Source organism: Pelagicoccus mobilis (assembly GCF_016595505.1).
Classification (GTDB): domain Bacteria; phylum Verrucomicrobiota; class Verrucomicrobiia; order Opitutales; family Opitutaceae; genus Pelagicoccus; species Pelagicoccus mobilis.
Genome location: NZ_JAENIL010000088.1, coordinates 1 through 18300, shown reverse-complemented (window position 1 = coordinate 18300; position 18300 = coordinate 1). Strand labels below are relative to the sequence as shown.

The window sequence follows — 18300 nt, the reverse complement described above, 5'->3', positions numbered from 1 at the left end:
AAAAACTTAACGTAAGAGGCTGCTCCAACGCCGTAAACGGAAGCATAACAGACTCTTTATAGGGGCCTTACGACTTAAGTTGACGCCAATGCGCAATGCAGGATCAATGTTTGTGTCGGTGAGATCACCTCGGTACTCCGCGGCGGCCTACGGCGAGGCCGCCCTACCTTTGATACGAGCAAGAGTAGGCCAATTTATACGAACACACGCTGTGTGACTTATGTTGGATCCTGCAATGCGGTCCGCCCGGCGGTCGGACCCTACCACTACTCGGCACTCTCCTCTGCCTTTCGCGTCACCTCGATCCAGTAGGGATTCCAGCGATGGTAGGTGACAGGGGAGACGAGAGCTTGGTTTTCGGGGATGTGAACTGCGAGCCGTTCCTTTACTGGAGTGTACTCTGGGTTGCTGGCTAGATTGTTGAACTCGTTTGGATCTTTTGAGCGATCGTAGAGCTCTTCGGACCCGTCTTCGTAGCGAATGTAGCGATAACGTTCGTCGCGGATTGCAGTGTTGTTTCGCCCCCAGATGGTAATTGCTGGATGTTCCCACTTTGCGTCTGGATCTTCGATCAGAGGACGAAGTGTACGACCGTCGAGCGTGTCGGAAATCTCAATATCGCTGTAGTCGAGAAGGGTTGGGTAAAGGTCAATCAAGCCCACTGGGCGTTCGCAGACAGTATTCTTGGGAATGCCGGGACCTGCGATGAGGAGGGGGACTCGGGTGGATTCCTCCCAGAGAGTCATCTTGGTAACGACGTTCTTTTCGCCGAGATGGTAGCCATGGTCGGACCAGAGAATGACGATGGCATTGTCAGCGTAGTCGCTCGCTTCGAGCGCATCGAGTACTCGACCGATCTCGTAGTCCGCGTAGGCGACGCAAGCGAGGTAGGCGAGGACCATCTCTTTCCACTTCCCGTTTTCGATCAGCCATTCTGCCGAGGGTGTTGGGGGGGCGTTGTGGATGATTTTGCTGATTTCTGGCAAATCGTCCCAATCGTCCGCCCGATAGGGCGGGAGCTCGATCGAGTCCAAATCGAACTTGTCGAACCATTCCTGGGGTACGTGCCAAGGAACATGGGGGCGATTGATCCCGACCCCAAGGAAGAAGGGGCCGTCTCTTTTTTCCGAAAGGGCCTTGATGGCGTAGTTGGCTACCGCGTGGTCGGGCATCTGGTCGTTGCGATCCGGATACGCTCCCCAGTCGGTCGAGGTACGCTCGCCCTCGTAGTTCATGTGCTTCTCGGGGTAGGGGCCAAAGTCCTTGTGTCCCCCGTAGTCCTGCAGAAGGCCTCCACCGGCTCCCTGATGGAGAAGTTTGCCGGCGCCGAGTGTTTCGTAGCCGTGACGTTGCAGGACGTGGGTCAAGAGTTCGGGGGCGGGATTGCTTTGACTGCCAGATATGACCTTGTCGTCATTGACGTGCAGATAAAGACCGGTTGTTGAGGGGAGCAGACCCGTAAAGATCGACGCTCTTGAGGGGCCGCAGAGCGGAGCTTGGCAGTGGGCGTTGGTGAAACGGAGACCGGAGTCGGCGAGGCGTTCTAGGTTGGGCGTAAGTGTTTGAGAATGTCCGCCGTAGGGGACCACCCAGTCGTTCAGGTCGTCGACCGCAATGAAGAGGATATTGGGAAGGTCGTTTTGTTGCTCAGCACAGGAGGCATTCGTCAGTGCGAGAATTGCGGATAAGGCGAGTACTAGCGATCGCAGGGGCGTTTTATTGAGGGCGTTCATTTGCAGAGGAGCTCCCATCTCCCAATTGATTGGATGATGGTGCTGCCATGAAAACTAGCGCGGTTTAGGATTGGGCTTCCACCCGAAAACAGCGGATTCGATTGTATCGAATAATTCCGCGAGTAACCGGGCCTATTTTGCCTTAGTCGCTCGCACGTACTTAAAGTCCGGATCGAAATCAGGATTCAGGGTGGTGGGGATGTCGGCATTTGTTTCGTCCTGCCAGGACTGGAGCTCTTTCAACATCCTATCGACCTTCTCAGGATACTGAGCGGCAAGGTCGTTTTTCTCTCTCATATCCTCTCTCACGTTGTAGAGTTCGGACGTGCCGGTCTCGAAGAAGTACATCAGCTTCCAATCTCCTTTGCGTATTACGCTGCAAGGGGTGGTACGCCAGCGCATGAGATCTGTTCCGTAAATGGGTTTCACCTGTGTTCTGCCGTGTAGATAGAGCGGGTAGTGCCAAAATATAGTGCGCTCTGCAACGGGCTCGCCTTTCATCAGCGGAACGACGGAGAGGCCATCAACCGCTTGCGAACTCGGAAGTTCAGCGCCCGCTAGCTCCGCGAAAGTGGGCATGTAGTCGACGCCGGTGACTGGTGTCTGGCAGAGGCTACCTGGCTCGATCGTGCCTGCCCAGTTCATGATAAGGGGAACGCGGATCCCTCCTTCATAAAAGCTCCCTTTGGATCCTCTCAGCGGATCGTTCCAGGTTCCGCCTGCGTGTCCGCCATTGTCGGAGGTAAAGATGATCAAGGTATCTTCCGCGAGTCCGGTATCATGTAGGGCTTTTTGAATACGACCGACTGAGGTATCGACCGCTTCGACCATCGCCGCGTAGACCGGTTTCCAATCCTTGCTCCACTTTTTCGAGTCCAGTTTCTGCTGGTATTTTTCAATAACGTTAGCTCGAGCGTTGAGGGGGATGTGCACATCCCAGTGATTGATATAGAGGAAGAAGGGCTCTTTATTGCCCTTGGCCGCGCTCTCTTCGATGTGACTCACTGCTGCATCGGTAATCCACTCTGCTACGTCTTTGTCGCCGTAGAGTTTGCTGTCCATTTCCAGCCCCGCTCCGCGACCGTCGAGATCATTGATATCAAAGCCCAGTCCCGAGCTGCCAAGGTGCCACTTGCCCAAGTGGACTGTTTTGTAGCCAGCACCGTTCAACAGTTTCGCTAGAGTGAAGGTTGAAGGGTTCAAGCTTGTGGTCGATTGGATCATGCCGTCTCCTTCTCTATCTTCCGTATTTGGCACGAGGAGTCTCATCCATTCGGGGCTTCCTTTCGCCACACCTCCTGGCTGATACATCTTTGTTCGAGGCGCGTACATGCCGCTCATGATGCAGGAGCGGGAAGGGAGGCAGTTGGCTGCACCAGGATAGCCGTTCTCGAAGGTCATGCCTGAGGCGGCAAGCGAGTCGATGTTTGGTGTTTCGTAAAACTCCGCGCCTTGATAGCCAACATCCGACCAAGCTAGGTCGTCAGCCATAATGAATACAATGTTAGGTCTGCTTTGGGCCGAGCTCAGGGACAGGGCTGTGGCAAGGCAGTAAATCCAAATTTTAATCAGTTTCATAAGTCTCATTTTTTAAAAGATTGCGGGTTCGGCAATGGCGATCTGCTCCTTCAACAACACCCGGAGCTTCGAAAGGATCGCAGTTGCAAATGTATTCGTGTCGTACGTACAGGGATCAAAATCCAGGTAGGGAACCTTTACACCGTCGACCACCTTGTTGATGCCGCCGATCATGCGAACCAGGTTGACGTTCAGATCTGGCCGGCTTCAGGGGCCGTTGCTCACTTATCTGTTGCAAGTGGATAGAAGCCTCGTTCTTTTATGTCCGCCATCAGAATCCGTTTCAATTTTGTTTTCGTTTCCTGATATTCCGGATGGGTCAGGAAGTTCTGCTCTTCTCCGGGATCGGCAACAAGATCAACTAGAAATTCGGGATTCCCCTTTGTTTCATAGACGGTGTATTTGTATCGTCCGTCGTGAATCTGGAAGCCATTCAGACATTCGGTAATCAGGTACTTACGACTGTTCTTTGTCCCTTCCTCCATAAGGTGCGGTTTCAGAGAGATACCGTTTTCTTTGATCCCTTCCGGACATTCAATATCAACCAGATCACAGAGGGTTGGGATCAAATCGAACCCATTACAGGCAAGCGTTTCATCATCAGCCACATTTTTTTTGATTCCTTTTCCTGCAAAGATAAACGGGATGCGCTGAGCTTCTTCAAACAACACATTCTTGAAGACCAGCCGATGGGCTCCATTCATATCCCCATGGTCAGAGGTAAAAACGATGATGGTATCGTCCTGCAGCCCAGATTTTTCAAGCGCGGTCAAAACACGTCCAACCAGCGCGTCCACGCTTTCCGTTAAACGATAATACATCCATCGGTAAGTGTCCCACTCCTCTTCCCCCCACTCTCTACCGCTCTTGGCCTTTCTAATCATTCCCCTGGTTTCACCGGCTATCGGTGCAAGATTCGAAGGCGGGGGGGGCACCTGTTGCGCAAACTCTTCTTTGGTCAGTCCCTCTTTGTATGCAAGGAACCGCCTCGTTTCCGCTGCTTTCTCAGGGGGCAACGTATCCAGTAGTCCTTCTTCGTTGCCGGCTTTGTAACAGATGTCATGCGGATTCATGAAAGAGAGAAACAGCAGAAAGGGATTTTCATTTGTGGATGCAGCCCGCTCCCGAAACACCTTTTCTGCGTAGATTGCTGGCCCTTCATAGGGATCATCGCTGTCAAAGGTAGTGAATCCGTAACGAGATGCATCCTTGGATCCATAAAGATGGGTCTTCCCCGAATACAATGTGTCGTAACCTGCCTGCGTAAATGCAGATCCGAGCGAGCCTTTGGCAAGAACGTCGCGTAGTGATTCTTCATCGTGAAAGGAGTTAAATCTCTTTCCGGCATTTCCCTTCAATCCAACAACGGAAGCCTGATGCGATGTCAGTAGCGTGAAGCGCGATGCCATACAAACCGGATTGGAACAATATGCTTTATTGAAGCGGTATCCCATGTTTGCCAATTTATCCATATTCGGCGTTTTTATATAATCATCGCCCATACAGCTCATCATTTTATAGTGCTGTTGGTCGGTCATAATGAAAACGACATTAGGTTTTTTAGAGGCTGTACCCGCACCCTTTCCCATGGCGGAAACCGCCGCCATCGCCCCCATGCCGAGGGTCGCGGATTTCAAAAAGTCCCTGCGGTCAATGGGTCTATCGATATTTTTCTGTGCCGTCATAATATTATTCCTTTCGAAGCGTGCCTCGCGTTACTTCACTTCATTCGCCAGCGCTATTTTTTCATCCAGCATCTGTTCGAGTTTAGTAATCACCTTACGGTATTCAGGGTTACCTGCCACGTTGATGTTTTCCTGTGGATCTTTCTGCCGATCGTAGAGCATGGTATCCCCGTTGAAATAGCGGGAGAATACATAGCGCTTGGTGACCACCGCGTCGGCTTCTTTAAAACGGCTGTAGGCGCACTCCCGGAAATCCTGATCCGGGTCACGGAACAGCATGTCAAAGCTTCGGCCCTGTACTGTTTCCGGCACGTCCAGTCCGGCAAAGCCGCATAGCGTTGGGAAAAGATCGACGACCTCCACCAGCGCATCCGTTTTTGCGCCGTCCATACCGCCCGGCACCTGGATGATCAGCGGCACCCGCATTGCAAGGTGCATCGTGTTGTGCTTGCCCCAAAAACCATGCTCGCCGAGGTGCCAGCCATGATCCCCCCAGATCACCACAATCGTGTTCTCTGCCAGCCCCAACTCATTCAGGGCATTGAGCACATTTCCAGTCAGCTTATCGACATAACTGGTGCTGGCATAATATCCGTGAACCATAATACGCTGCCAGGGTTCTGAGTCCCTCTCATATTCCCCGTGGTCATAGATCTTATACTCTCCGGATCCGCACAAGGCCTCCGGCGCGTTTGCTGGACGGGACGGGTTTTCGGCCAGTTCAATTTCGTCCCGCTTGTACAAATCCCAGTACTTTTTCGGAGCGTAAAACGGCAGGTGCGGCCGCACGAAACCCAGTGCATAGAAGAACGGGTTACCCTCCTTTTTGAGCCGCTTTAAATCCTCGATCGCATTTTGCGCGATCTCACCATCGCGATAGGCTTCGTCAGGCACATCCGGGGCCTCGTAAATGCGCCCCAATCCACGCTCTGTGATTCGCTTAACCGACTCCGGGTCGTAGTGCTGTTTATGCTTGGTTTTCGCGGTCTTTGACTTTTCAGACCAGCTGCGTTCCGCCGTATCCGCTGCGTTGTGGAAAACCTTGCCGTTCGACATAGTGGTGTAGCCCGCTTCTCTGAACACCTGCGGCAGCGTTACCGCATTAGGAACATCCTCATCCGCGCGGGCTAAATAGTCCCAGAAACGATCTTTGGTGGGCAGAATCCCCGTCATCAGCGAGGCCCGTGAAGCGCCGCAGACCGGGATCTGGCAATAGGCCCGGTTAAAGACCAGCGCCTGTTCCGCAAATCGATCAATGTTTGGAGTTTTGATTTGCTCGGCTCCATAACATCCGAGTTCGGGCCGTAAATCGTCGATGGCGATGAACAGCACGTTTGGGCGAGGGTCCTTAGACTGCTCGGCGTAGGTCGAAAACGTGCTTGCGAAGAAAGCGATGAAGAAAGCTATTTTTTTCATGAGGAAGAAAGTGAGATTGCGAGGAAAACTTAGACGGCTTTGGCTTGGTCAAGAGGCCGCCACTGGGGGCGGAACGAGTGACTTAAAGAAGGGGCAATCCGTGCCTTTTGGCATAGCTTGAAAGTATAGATAAGCACAGTATGGCACCGAATGGTGCTCCTTCTCCGGATAGCCTTCAGCAAATAGATAGGATCGTTCCGCTCTCTTACTCCTTACCTTTGTAGTGGGCTTCCACCGCGTCGGCTGTTTTTTGTCCGAGAATAACGTAGCCTTCCGAATTATAGTGAGGGTTGCCTCCGCCAATACGCGGCAAATCTCCGTCATAGAGAGTGGTCACATTCGACATTTCTCGACCCGCCCGATTTTGCGCCATGATGACCTGAGCCAGGTAGCGACGTTTGCCGAACACCTTGTTGAGTCCGTCTGTCCGCTCTAGATAGGAAAGAAGCGCTTCCAGTCTCTCCACGTCGTTCGTTGCCGTCGGAGTCTTGGCAGCGACCTCTTTCCCAACCGCAGAGGTAGCCATACGAAGCAACTTTTTGTCCGTCATGTAGGACGGAATGAATACCGGCAGGTCCGGAACCTCTAGATCAGTACGTAAATCCGCAATCAGTGTTTCCAGACTCTTGTAATATGCCGCCGCCAATTCCTTCTTCGAACCGTCGGCCGCTGCCTGTTTCCAGAAGAAACCGCAAAACTCCGGATTCGAAACTCTCCGAGCTTCTACCACCGCATTCATCAGATCCTGGTACAAGGGTCCTTTTTTCCCGTCGTAAGTGAGTTGGGCTCGCTCGAAGGACCAATCTTTCGCAAAGGCATTGATGCCGGTTGCTCCAACCGCCACCTTGATGATTCCGATAGTATCGTTCGGCCAGAACTCAGCCAACTGATGCGCAAAGGAAACTCCTGGACCATGGCGTTGAGTCGGTACGAAATACTCCCATCGACCATTCGCCCAAATCCGAATGCGCTCATGCGTTTCAGTATAGGGCGCACGGAGATTCGTCGCTCGTCCCGCTCCGTGCATATTGGATTGTCCCATTAAGACGAATACGCGGAATTTCCCGTCTTTGGAGATGGTAGCCTCGCCCGCTCCCATAGTGTTCGCCTGAGCGAAGCCAGGGGTTGACCATCTCGAAACTACCGTACGTACGAACTCGGGAAGGAACTGCATGACTTGATTGTCACTCGTTTGGTTTAGGCTGTGCACCAGTTCAGCTCTGTTCCCAATGCCAAGTTCTTTGTATCTCTCCACGATCCCAATACCATGTGCAGCATCGTGAATATCTCCCTCGGCCCCAGGTTCCTTGCGGTAGGCTAGGAAGATAGGGGGAGCGTTTTTCGTGATAGGTTCTAGCATCCGTTCACTATAAGACTGGCCCGGGAGAGCTTGTCCCATGTATATCCCTGCGATGCCTGGGGCCTGACTGTGCGCGAGTTCCCAGCTCACAATGCTTCCCCGCGATTGTCCCCCGATAAAGATCTTGTTGATATCTAAATTATAGGTCGCTGCGTTCTCCTTCACCCATGCGAACATCATTTTAGCATCCGCAGCGCATGTTTTAAAGTCGGCCCTCCCTTGTATCTTTGCAATGGATTCCCAACTAACGATTGCGATTCCTGATGCTACGGTAGGATCTGCCCAAGAACTCAAAACGTCATCAGCCGTCGCAGTGTTGTGATGGGCATATAAATACACTGGTGCCGGCTCATTGCCGGAAGGCAGGTAGAGGTTCAGCCATTGCCGCTCCTCCGACCCGTAGGAGACATGCGAGTGAGTCGGAGTTTTACGTACTGACGCGCCGCTCGAATCTTGTCCGAAAAGAGCAGTTGTGAAAAGCGACATCGCGCATACGAAGGCGAGCAAGTATTTCGCAGTCATTTTTTGCATCCTATTCATATCTTTTCGTCTCGCTATATAATTATATATTTGTCCTCTTTCGACGTCTTTGGCTGCTTTTTTATCCAGCTCTTTCGGCATCTTTTGCACGCGCCCGTTTATTCTGCTCTTCTGAATGGAAGTAGCGATCCGGATTCGAAACATCCTTCGGTTGAAGCTCGGGAACATCGTACTGCTTTCGCGCTCGCGAAAGTCGTTCCTTCATCGATTTCAAAACCTCGGCATATTCCGGATTGGCAACCTGGTTTTTCATCTCGTTCGGATCAGTATGAAGGTCGTAGAGTTCCCACTCATCGATGTCATAAAAAGACATCAGCTTATATCGCCCATCGTAGACACCTTCGTGACGCTGCACCATGTGCCAGCAGGGGTATTCATAGTAGTGATAATACACCATGTCTCGCCAGTCTGACGGCGTTTCGCCTTTTAGAAGGGGAACCAGACTTTTTCCCTGCATGTCGTCCGGCACGGGAATCCCTGCGATTTCAAGAAAGGTTTCGGCGAAATCCAGATTGGAAACGAGATCCTTGTTAACGCTATTGGGCTTGGTCACCCCTGGCCAATAGGCAATCAGCGGTGTGCGGAATGATTCATCATACATGAAGCGCTTGTCGAACCAGCCGTGCTCGCCCAGATAAAAGCCCTGATCGGACGAGTAGACGATCACGGTGTTCTCCGCGAGTCCCGATGTTTCAAGATAGTCCCGCAACTGGGCGATACTGTCATCGAGCGATTTCACGCAGCGCATGTAGTCTTTCAGATAGCGCTGGTATTTCCAGCTGACCAGCTCTTTGCCGGTTGGGGGATTCGCCAGAAAGGCATCGTTTTTAGGCTGGTAAGCGGCGGTCCATTCAGCCCTCTGCTCCGGGGTCATACGATCGAGGCTTTGTTCCCTTAGAACATGACCGATATCGAGCTCTTCCACTTTCAGATCACGCCCGATGCCCATTGTACTCTCGATGCTCAAGTCCTGCTCGCGAGCAGCGGTGCCACGCCCCGAATAGTCGTCAAACAGTGTTTCTGGTTCCGGCATGCTTATGTCTTCAAACAGATGCAGATACTTGAGATCAGGAAGCCATTTGCGGTGCACCGACTTGTGCTGTACCATCATCATAAACGGTTGGTCCGGATTGCGGCCTTCTTCCAGCCAATCGATTGCTTTGTCGGTGACTACATTGCTCACATAGCCCTCTTCCTGAATTTCCCCTTCCGGGGTACGGAAGTCGGGGTTGTAGTAGCTACCCTGGCCCGGCAATATTTCCCAGTGGTCGAACCCGGTCGGTTCACTCACGAGGTGCCATTTGCCGACGAGGGCGGTCTGATAGCCACCTTTCTGCAGGAGTTTTGGGAAGGTTTGTTGGGAGCCGTCGAAAGTGGCGCCGTGGTTCACCATGAAACCGTTTTTATGACTGTGCTTCCCAGTCAGTACAGTCGCCCGGCTTGGGCCGCAGATGGAGTTTCCAACCATACAACGTGTAAAAAGCATGCCTTGCTCCGCCAGTTTATCGAGCGCTGGAGTGGGAGCTATGTTCTCAAACCGACCACCATATGCGCCGATCGCCTGCGTCGCATGATCGTCGGAGAAAACCAGAATAATATTGGGACGTTTATCTTCGCCTGCGTAGGTGATCTGGGCCACCAGCATAAGCGCTGAAATGATTAATAGATGTCTCATATTTGGTTCTATTTGAATGGGGGTAATGACATCGACGGTTCTACTATCATTCCACCTCCGGATAAGGAACCGGGGAGCCGTCTTTAGACCAGGTGCCGGTCGGAGCCTGGGTATCCTCCAGCCAGGCGGTCAGGTCTCGTTTCATCGTTCTCACCAATCCGTTGAGCTGTTCGGGTACACGTTGCTCCAAGAGATTGGCTTTCTCCCCGGGGTCTTCGTTTAAGTGATACAGCTCCCAGGTTTCGGTTTCATAGAAATAGAACATCTTATAGTATTCATCGCCGACCCGGTGCAGGATGACGGAACTCGGTCGCAGACGTTCGTCCATATAGCCAGGGAAGTGCCAGAATAGGTTTTTCCGATCGAGTCGTGTTTTTTCTCCGGTCAGGATTTCTGCGAAGGAGGTTCCGTCGAGTTGTCGGTCGCTGACATCTACATTTAGCATCTCGGCAAGCGTCGGATAAAAATCGATACAATGAACAGCCTGGTTGCTGATGCTATCGGGTTGGATCACGCCCTGCCATTTGATCATCAAGGGAACACGGATACCGCCTTCCGTGAAAACGCCTTTACGTCCGGTCAACGGTCCGTTTCCGCGCATGCCGCCATTATCGGAATAGAATATGATCAGTGTTTCCGCGGACTGATCATCGTCAAAAGAGCCGTCGCCATTCGGATCCTTAACGGCCTGGAGAATGCGCCCGACGGTCTGGTCCAACAGTTCCACCATCCCTGCATACTCCGCGTCCCTTGCGTTTAGCCCGCGCTCGGCATACTTGGCGACCAGATCCTTACGCCCGACGATATTGGTATGGACCGCGTGAAAGGGGACGTAGAGGAAGAATGGCTCGGCCTTTGCGGTCTGTTGCCGGATATAATCGACACTGTAATCACCAATGCCATCGGTCATATGTTTCGGCGTCCCTTTGAGCAGTGAGAGCTCATTTCCGTTCCGGAACGGTTTCAGCACGGTGTCGATATACGTCGTGTCATAGGGCTCGGCATACCGGTCGATGAACTTTGACAAGAAGGTCCAGCCCTTCTGGTCGTCGTTGAGCGCCATATAGTGCTGGTTCTTCACCGGCTTACCATCGACCGTTCCTTCTAGGATATGGTGTACATCGCCCGGGATATCCAGTCCGTAACCTTCTCCAAGCGGATGCGGTGTGCCGTGGCTTTTTCCGATAAAACAGGTGTGAAGTCCGGCGCCTTGCACCATGTTGAATATTGATCTTCCGTGATCATCAATTGCCTTCCGTTGCTCCGGCGGGATGACAGGCAGATCAGGGAACCCTTTGGTTCTTTTATCCTGCCGGGCGAGGGATCTTACGTTATAGACTCCGTTATCCGGTCCCGTCGCATACTGTCCACTGACCAGCGAGGCGCGAGTCGGCGAGCAATTCTGCTGCGTGTAGGCATAGGTAAACGACATTCCTTGCTCGGCAAGGCGGTCGATATTCGGGGTCTCATACACCTTTGAGCCGCGTCCTCCGTTCGGATTTCCAGTGCTTACATCCGTCCAGCCAAGGTCGTCGGCGAACAGAAAGACCACATTCTTCGGGGCCTTAGTCTGAGAGACCCCTGTGCTCAGAGCCAATAGGGCAAGAGGGAGTATAATAAATTTTGGGGTTCCAACCATTTTTGACCTTAGCTTTCGGGGTTATTCTGCGGTCTTTGCCGGCGTCAGTTTGAGGAAGCGGACGGATGAGCCTTTGAGCTTTAGATCAAGGGTCAGTGAGCCGTCGGCGCTGGTGCGTACTTCTTCGCCGGAACGGACCACCGCTGGCTTGGCGAGTTGAAGATATTTGTCACGGTTCTTCGAGATCACCTTTTTGATGTCATTTTGGTTGTCTGTGCCGTAGCGCTGTCGAGCCCAGGCGGTGTAAGTTGGGGCATCCTCCATGGGTTGAATTCCGGCCCGCTTCAAATCGTTGTAGAGTTCGGGAATATACGTCCCGTGGTCCCGATCGAGCTGCTGTTCCGTCACGGACCATGTCGAATTTGGGGCCAATTTTTGGCCGGTAACCTTTAGGGTAATCTCGTTCAGATTCTCGTTCCCCATCATATCGTCATAGGCATGTGAATACACGACCAAATAGAGGCTGCCGTCTTTCCATGCTGGAATTACGCCTGAGAATAGCTCGTTGTCGGTTTCGCGTTCCACCTCGAAGCGTATGCCGCCTTCCATCTCGGCCAACGCATCGCGAACCTGGGTCCAGGGGTGGGGGATGCCTTCGTAGTCCTGCGTCCAGTTGAAGATTTTTTTGCCGCCATAGCGATAGGCCAGATCGGCTGTATGGGCATAGTATCCAGCGAACCACTCCGTGGCCAGTGGCTGTTCTTTTGTTTTTTTCGTCGTTAGCACGCCGTATTCCTGGATTTCAAGACCCACGTCGGCAAATTTTGGATACTGGTCGAGCGACTCTTTGATTCTCTTCCAATGACGTTCGAAATGAAAACCATCGGTTTCGTCCTTTAGGTAATAGTAGGAGAATCCGAAAAAGGACACTCGTGTGCCTATCTTGCCGGTGTAGTAGTTGGTTCCTCTTGCGCAATGCTCCAGGATTTCCAGCCCCCAGCGGCCGCCCTTCGCTTCAGTAACCTGAGAGCCCCTGTACATCAGAATATTGCCAGGCCCGATAACGGGTTCTGGGATCACACTCTCCACGGCGGCAACCGTATAGTCATAGTGTTTTAAGTACTCCTCTTTTGTGCTCGCCCAGTGTTTTGGAAATAGATCCGGCTCAGTGCCGACCCGGAAGCGCCACTGACTGACGGTTTCTTCGCCGAACTCATTGACCAGTTCCTGCACAAATTGCTGAACATAGCTATACCAGACATTGATGTCGTCTGCGGGATGACACTGCCCATAGGCGTTTACTTCCGCATCTTTAACCATACCCCAGGGAACGTTATCCAGAACAATCCATGGCGTCAGGCCTATATCCAAAACAGCCTGAAGGTGCTTGATCGCCGGACCGAACTCGCAGATGGCATTTCCATTGTCGTCGACGCCTTTGAACCAGTCATTCTTGTTGTCGTTGCGACCGCCCAACAGGCGAACGTTGTTCAGATAGTCGATCTTACGCTCAGCGAATCGCTTGATTTGCTTTGGATTGGAAGCGGCGGGGCCGGTATAGACGCGTACGTTCCATAGGTTGTCGATTCCGCCGCTCACCGCGTCGGTGTTGACTGTAAACTGATTCTGCTCATGCACGGAGGCCAGACAGCCCGACGCCAACAAGAACGATGCGACAAAATACCTGTATATCTTCAGCTTCATGTTATGAATGATTGGTTATGGAGTCTGAACTGGAATCATCACGGAAGCATAGTCCGTAATACATGTTTTTGCGGAAGGCAGGTGCGCGGCTTCTCCGACACCGATACACTTCATCCCGGCTGCATGAGCCGCCTGGACACCGGATTCGGCGTCCTCGAAAACAATACATTCATCCGAAGTGAGACCCAACGACGCCGCGCCTTTGAGGAAAATTTCCGGATCGGGTTTTGGCTTCTCAATGTCGTTGCCGGTAATCACCGCCCCGAAGAACGAGGTCAGATCCAGCGCATCCAGAACTGTCGTGGCATTTTTACTCGATGAGCAGATCGCCATTTTGATGCCGGCATTGCGTAGTTTTTCCAGGAAAGGAATGACCCCCGGATACACATCCTCCGCATTGATCTGCTTAAGCAGTTCCTTATACACTTCGTTCTTTTTATCAGCGAAGCGTTCCTTCTCCTCCTGAGACAGCTCGACCTTGTTGTGGTCCAGGATCACCTGCAGAGAGGCTAGGCGGGGAACGCCCCGGCAGCCGTGGTTGACCTCTTCATCGAAGTTCCAACCGTTGTCATCTGCCACTTTCTTCCATCCGAGATAGTGATACTTATCCGTAAAGACCACCACGCCATCGAGGTCGAATAGGACGCCTTTTACAGTCGAGTCCATTTCAGCCATGATATTATTTCTCCTCCTCTTTCTTGGGAGCCACGTCCCAGGTTACCGTTGCCGATGGGGCGTACAGTTTATCCATCGGGAATGTTAGTTCGTCGCGCAGCTCTACGGAGAGGAGGTCATCGGCCTCATCGATCCAGATCACCTGATCCAAGCGAATGTCCATCGACGACGCTCCGATCAGGAGGTGGAATTCACCGGGTTCGAGCTCTTCGCTCATCGCTTCATTGAGATAGGTGAAATCCTTCCATCCCAGTTCCAGTTCAACACGTTGCGACTCACCCTTATTAACGCTGATACGGTCAAACGCCTTCAGCTCCTTGATGGGGCGTGTAATGCGGCTGACACAGTCGCGCAGGTAGAGCTGCACCACCTCATCGCCATCGCGGTCGCCAGTGTTGGCTACGGTAAAGGCCGCCTTTACGCTCAAGTCCTTGCCGGTTCCAGTGGAGGAAACCTTCAGATCCGAATACTCAAAGGTCGTATAGCTCAGGCCATAGCCAAACTCAAAGAGCTCGAGTTTTCCGCGGTGATCCATGTAGTCGGAGACCCGGCAGTGCGGACGCGGATTGTAGTAGAGCGGGACCTGGCCGACGGAGGTAGGGAAGGTGATTGGAAGGCGTCCGGCGGGATTGTGATCGCCCCACAGCACGCTGGCTAGCGCCGTGCCACATTCAGCACCGGCATACCACTGCTCAACCACACCTTTAACCTCGCCGAGCCAGCGGGACATGGTGATCGCGCTGCCGTTCTGGAGCGCAACGATCACGTTTGGATTAACCTTCGCGATTTCGAGGATAAAGTCTTCCTGCACCCCCGGCAGATCCAGGTTGCAACGGTCATGGCGTTCGCCTTCGGTAGTCTCCGGCTGGCCGATGACCTTGTCGCTAGAGTTGCCCATACAGAGCACCACCAAATCGGATTCCGCGGCCAGTTTGACGGCGGCTTCAAATTCACTGCGGTCTTCAATGACCAGCTGGCATCCTTCCAGATGCACGATTTCCGTGCCTTCCGGAGCGCGGGCCATCAGGCCGTCGACCGGCGTAACCGAGTTCGGGTTGGCGCTGGTGTAGCCGCCCAGGCGGGTTTTCGCGGCGCTTGGCCCCATGACCGCTATCTTTTTCTCTTTTCCGCTCAGCGGGAGGATCTGCTCGTTCTTAAGCAGCACCGTACCCTGAAGCGCCGACTCCAGCGCCATTTTGCGATGCCCCGGGCTCTGGGTGATTTCTGGAGCGATCGATTCATCCACGTATGGATTTTCAAACAGGCCTAGGCGGAACTTGATGCGAAGCACGCGGGCGGTGCTCTCATCGAGTACTTCCTGTTCCATTTTTCCACTACGAACTAGATTTGGCAGGTAATCGATATAGCAGAGCTTCACATCCGGTGGCGGCCAGCTCATATCCGTATCCAGTCCGGCTTCGATACAGATCTGCGCGGAGGCTTCGAACCCGTCGGTCTGATAATGCATGCTGTGGGTTTTCTGCACATCGCTGTTGTCCGGCACCACGAAGCCGTCAAAGCCCCATTCCTTGCGCAGGACTGTATCCATCAGCCACTTGTTACTGCCGCAGGGGATACCGTCGAGCGCGTTGTGAGCGATCATGATCGACATCGCGCCCGCTTCTTCGACGGCGGCTTTGTAGGCAGGGAAGTAGATCTCCCGAAGGATGCGTTCGGAGAGGTGAATACCATGGCTGTCGCGGCCGCCGTCGCCGACAAAATTGGCTACCAGATGTTTAGGGGAGGCGGCTACGCCGTGTTCCTGCAGCGTTTTAACAAAGGCCACGCCCATGCGGCTGAGCAGGTGCGGATCTTCGCCATAAGTTTCCTCCACCCGGCCGCAACGGACATCGCGAGCGAGGTTCAGGGTTGGCGAAAAGCATTGGTTCAGCCCGCGCGCCTTGGTTTCTTTGGCGATCACCTCGACGACACGTTCCATCAGCTCGGTATTCCAGCTGGCGGCCATGCTAATCGATTGAGGAAACATGGTGGACCCGTTTGCTTTGCAGCCGTGCACGCATTCGTCCTGGATCAGAACCGGAATTCCTAGGCGAGATTCTTCAAGCGCATATTTCTGAATGGCATTAGCCACTTTCGGACTCATCACCGCATTGGAATGGCGGACGGCGACTCCGATCTGTCCGATCCCTTTATCGATCAGTTTTTTGCTGTTTTCGATGGCCTCTTCGTCCGTGTAATGGTCGTACATCATCTGATTCACTGGACAAGTGGAAGTCAGCTGCCCCGCCTTTTCCTCCAGCGTCATCTGTGCAAGCAGCAGCTCGACGCGTCGCTCCAACGGCAACTTTGGATTTGAGTAGCTTTCGCTGGATGAAGTATCCACATTCTGCTTACTATTCGCCAATGTGTCTGGTTGTTCGCTAATTTTGCTCATTCTATTATTTAGCTATAAAATTATTTATGGTTTCAGTTCGTGAGGAAAAGGCTCACAGGAATCTTCTTCTTAAAAGGCTTAGAAGAATTCTATGACGTTATAATTCAGCGTCCGGATTCGGATTAATATCACTCGGTTTTTTTGCGGGCATCGAGCTTTCCACGGACTTCCTTAGCAACTGCTTCGGTAATCGGGTATCGCCACACGAACAGCATGGCGCCGACCAAACCAAGGAAGGGTAGCCAGGCGTAGAGGAGAAGCATTGAGTTCAATGTTGCTGAAGATTGGTCTCCCCCGAGAGCTGCATCAAATCCGGTCCACTCCAGTATAAATCCGGAGATGAAAAAACATAAGGCAAACCCGAGTTTCATGGTCCATCCGTAGAATGCTCCAAAGGCTCCTTCTCGGCGTGTACCATTATCAAGCTCGTCCCAGTCTGTTACATCCGCTGTCATAGATGCTAGCAGGGTCCAGAGCGCTGAAAATCCGGGAGCCAATAGGAATACGGTGATAAGCTGAAGCCATGGATTTTCTGGAGTAAACAACCACAGTTTGCTGATGGTCCCAACCATCGCTGCAGCGATAAAAATCTGCAGCGCCATTTTCTTGCCCAGTTTGGTCGAAACCCATGCAACGAGTGGAATCGAGGCCATGCAACAGGCATGGTATGCGGTGCCACTGGCGCCAAGGACCAGAGAGGCGGCCGGCATGTCACCCCCGAATACGTAGTATACATTGATATAGAATCCAAAAATGATGACCAGGAACATACCTGTGATGGCCGTAACCATTGCACCCAGTATGTATAAAAACGGTTTAACTTTAAAAACTGATATAACGCTTTTGAAGCCTAACTTCTCCCGGTTGGTCTTTAACTCTTGGCTCGTTAGTTTCCGCTCTTTCAGGAAAATACCGGGTATGACCCCCATGATGATGATGATGGCGCCAAATCCTATGCCAACCCACCTCATACCGTCGACTGTCCCATCAAACATATCACGTTGAGTCAGCCAGAACAGCCACTGAATTCCGAATCCCGCAACCGACTGAAACCAGGTGCGGAACGACATAACACGCGTTCGCTCGTGGTAGTCAGGACTTAATTCATAGCCAAGCGCCACATAAGGAACGCCAAAAACGGTAAACGCGGTATAGAAGAGGATGGATATCCCCATGTACCAAGCGAAGTAAAAGGAAGGACTCATCCCCATGGGGCACCACCACATAAGGGCGAAGAGAATTCCGCCCAAAATGGCACCGGTGATGATGTAGGGACGGCGACGGCCGGAGCGGGACTCGGTGCGATCACTGATCCACCCCATGATGGGGTCTGTAATCGCGTCCCAAATCCTGAAAATCATCGCTGCGGTTCCTAGGAGTCCCGGCGCAACGTTCAATGCGACATTGAAAAATGGATTCGCCATGTTGGTCACGGCATTCTGCATCGCATTCTCTGCAACGGCTCCTGCTCCATACGCGAGCTTTTCAGTGTTGCTTACTCGACCTTTGGCCGGGGGGTCATGGTTTACTACCATGCTCGAATCTTTGCCTGTGTCTTGGGGTGTCATCTATGGGGAATGCAAATCTGAATCTCGGATTATTCCTCGATCGTAACTGTTCGTTCAGTCAGGTCCTTCTCGTGCCAAGAGGTGCCTGCGAAGACTTTGAACGCGCCTGGTAAGTTTGCCGCTTTGAGACCGGAAGTTCCGGGCTCATACGACCACATGCCTTGTGACTCCGTGATGCATCTACTGCATCTTGGTTCTCTGGTTGTGGGTATACGCTCATTGTATTCGCTGTAGGGAATACAAGAGGTTCTAATCGACTCCAATTGGTTGCAAATACGACGGAAGTCACATCGTTGAATTGCCTGTGTGTCTGTACGCGGATCGCTTGGGTTTGGTCCGTAATCACTTTGCGGGGAGATTTCCTTCTCTCCAACATCCTTTGTGAGAAGCGG

General features: G+C 52.6%; 12 protein-coding genes. All 12 read right to left on the bottom strand.

Annotated features, from left to right (window positions below):
• Positions 1-266: 266 nt before the first annotated feature.
• Positions 267-1733 (bottom strand): sulfatase, encoded by a 1467-nt coding sequence (locus tag JIN87_RS26365; RefSeq protein WP_200359399.1) that lies wholly within the window; start codon positions 1731-1733, stop codon positions 267-269.
• Positions 1734-1865: 132 nt separating this feature from the next.
• Positions 1866-3311, bottom strand: coding sequence for a sulfatase (locus tag JIN87_RS26360; RefSeq protein ID WP_267909453.1), 1446 nt, complete (start codon positions 3309-3311; stop codon positions 1866-1868).
• Between the two features lie 221 nt (positions 3312-3532).
• Complete coding sequence (locus tag JIN87_RS26355; RefSeq protein WP_200359394.1) at positions 3533-4996, bottom strand: sulfatase family protein; 1464 nt, start codon at positions 4994-4996, stop codon at positions 3533-3535.
• Between the two features lie 30 nt (positions 4997-5026).
• On the bottom strand, positions 5027-6412 hold the full coding sequence (locus JIN87_RS26350; protein WP_200359392.1) for a sulfatase: 1386 nt from the start codon (positions 6410-6412) through the stop codon (positions 5027-5029).
• Positions 6413-6617: 205 nt separating this feature from the next.
• Positions 6618-8312, bottom strand: a complete 1695-nt coding sequence (locus tag JIN87_RS26345) for a sialate O-acetylesterase (protein ID WP_200359389.1) — start codon at positions 8310-8312, stop codon at positions 6618-6620.
• A gap of 61 nt (positions 8313-8373) precedes the next feature.
• On the bottom strand, positions 8374-9987 hold the full coding sequence (locus tag JIN87_RS26340) for a sulfatase family protein (protein ID WP_200359387.1): 1614 nt from the start codon (positions 9985-9987) through the stop codon (positions 8374-8376).
• Positions 9988-10033: 46 nt separating this feature from the next.
• Positions 10034-11539 carry a sulfatase-like hydrolase/transferase gene (locus tag JIN87_RS26335; protein WP_200359385.1) on the bottom strand — a complete coding sequence of 502 codons (1506 nt, stop codon included), beginning with the start codon at positions 11537-11539 and terminating at the stop codon, positions 10034-10036.
• 108 nt (positions 11540-11647) lie between these two features.
• The gene (locus tag JIN87_RS26330; protein ID WP_200359383.1) at positions 11648-13270 is read right to left on the bottom strand and encodes a GH39 family glycosyl hydrolase; all 1623 of its coding nucleotides are present in this window, start codon (positions 13268-13270) and stop codon (positions 11648-11650) included.
• 15 nt (positions 13271-13285) lie between these two features.
• Positions 13286-13945 (bottom strand): beta-phosphoglucomutase, encoded by a 660-nt coding sequence (gene pgmB / locus JIN87_RS26325; RefSeq protein WP_200359381.1) that lies wholly within the window; start codon positions 13943-13945, stop codon positions 13286-13288.
• Between the two features lie 4 nt (positions 13946-13949).
• Positions 13950-16340 (bottom strand): glycoside hydrolase family 3 N-terminal domain-containing protein, encoded by a 2391-nt coding sequence (locus tag JIN87_RS26320; RefSeq protein WP_200359379.1) that lies wholly within the window; start codon positions 16338-16340, stop codon positions 13950-13952.
• Positions 16341-16468: 128 nt separating this feature from the next.
• Positions 16469-17875: an MFS transporter gene (locus JIN87_RS26315; RefSeq protein ID WP_200359377.1), complete on the bottom strand. Its 1407-nt coding sequence runs from the start codon at positions 17873-17875 to the stop codon at positions 16469-16471.
• A 62-nt stretch (positions 17876-17937) separates the two neighbouring features.
• A partial coding sequence (locus JIN87_RS28455) for a hypothetical protein (protein ID WP_234033633.1) occupies positions 17938-18300 on the bottom strand: 363 nt, incomplete at its 5' end.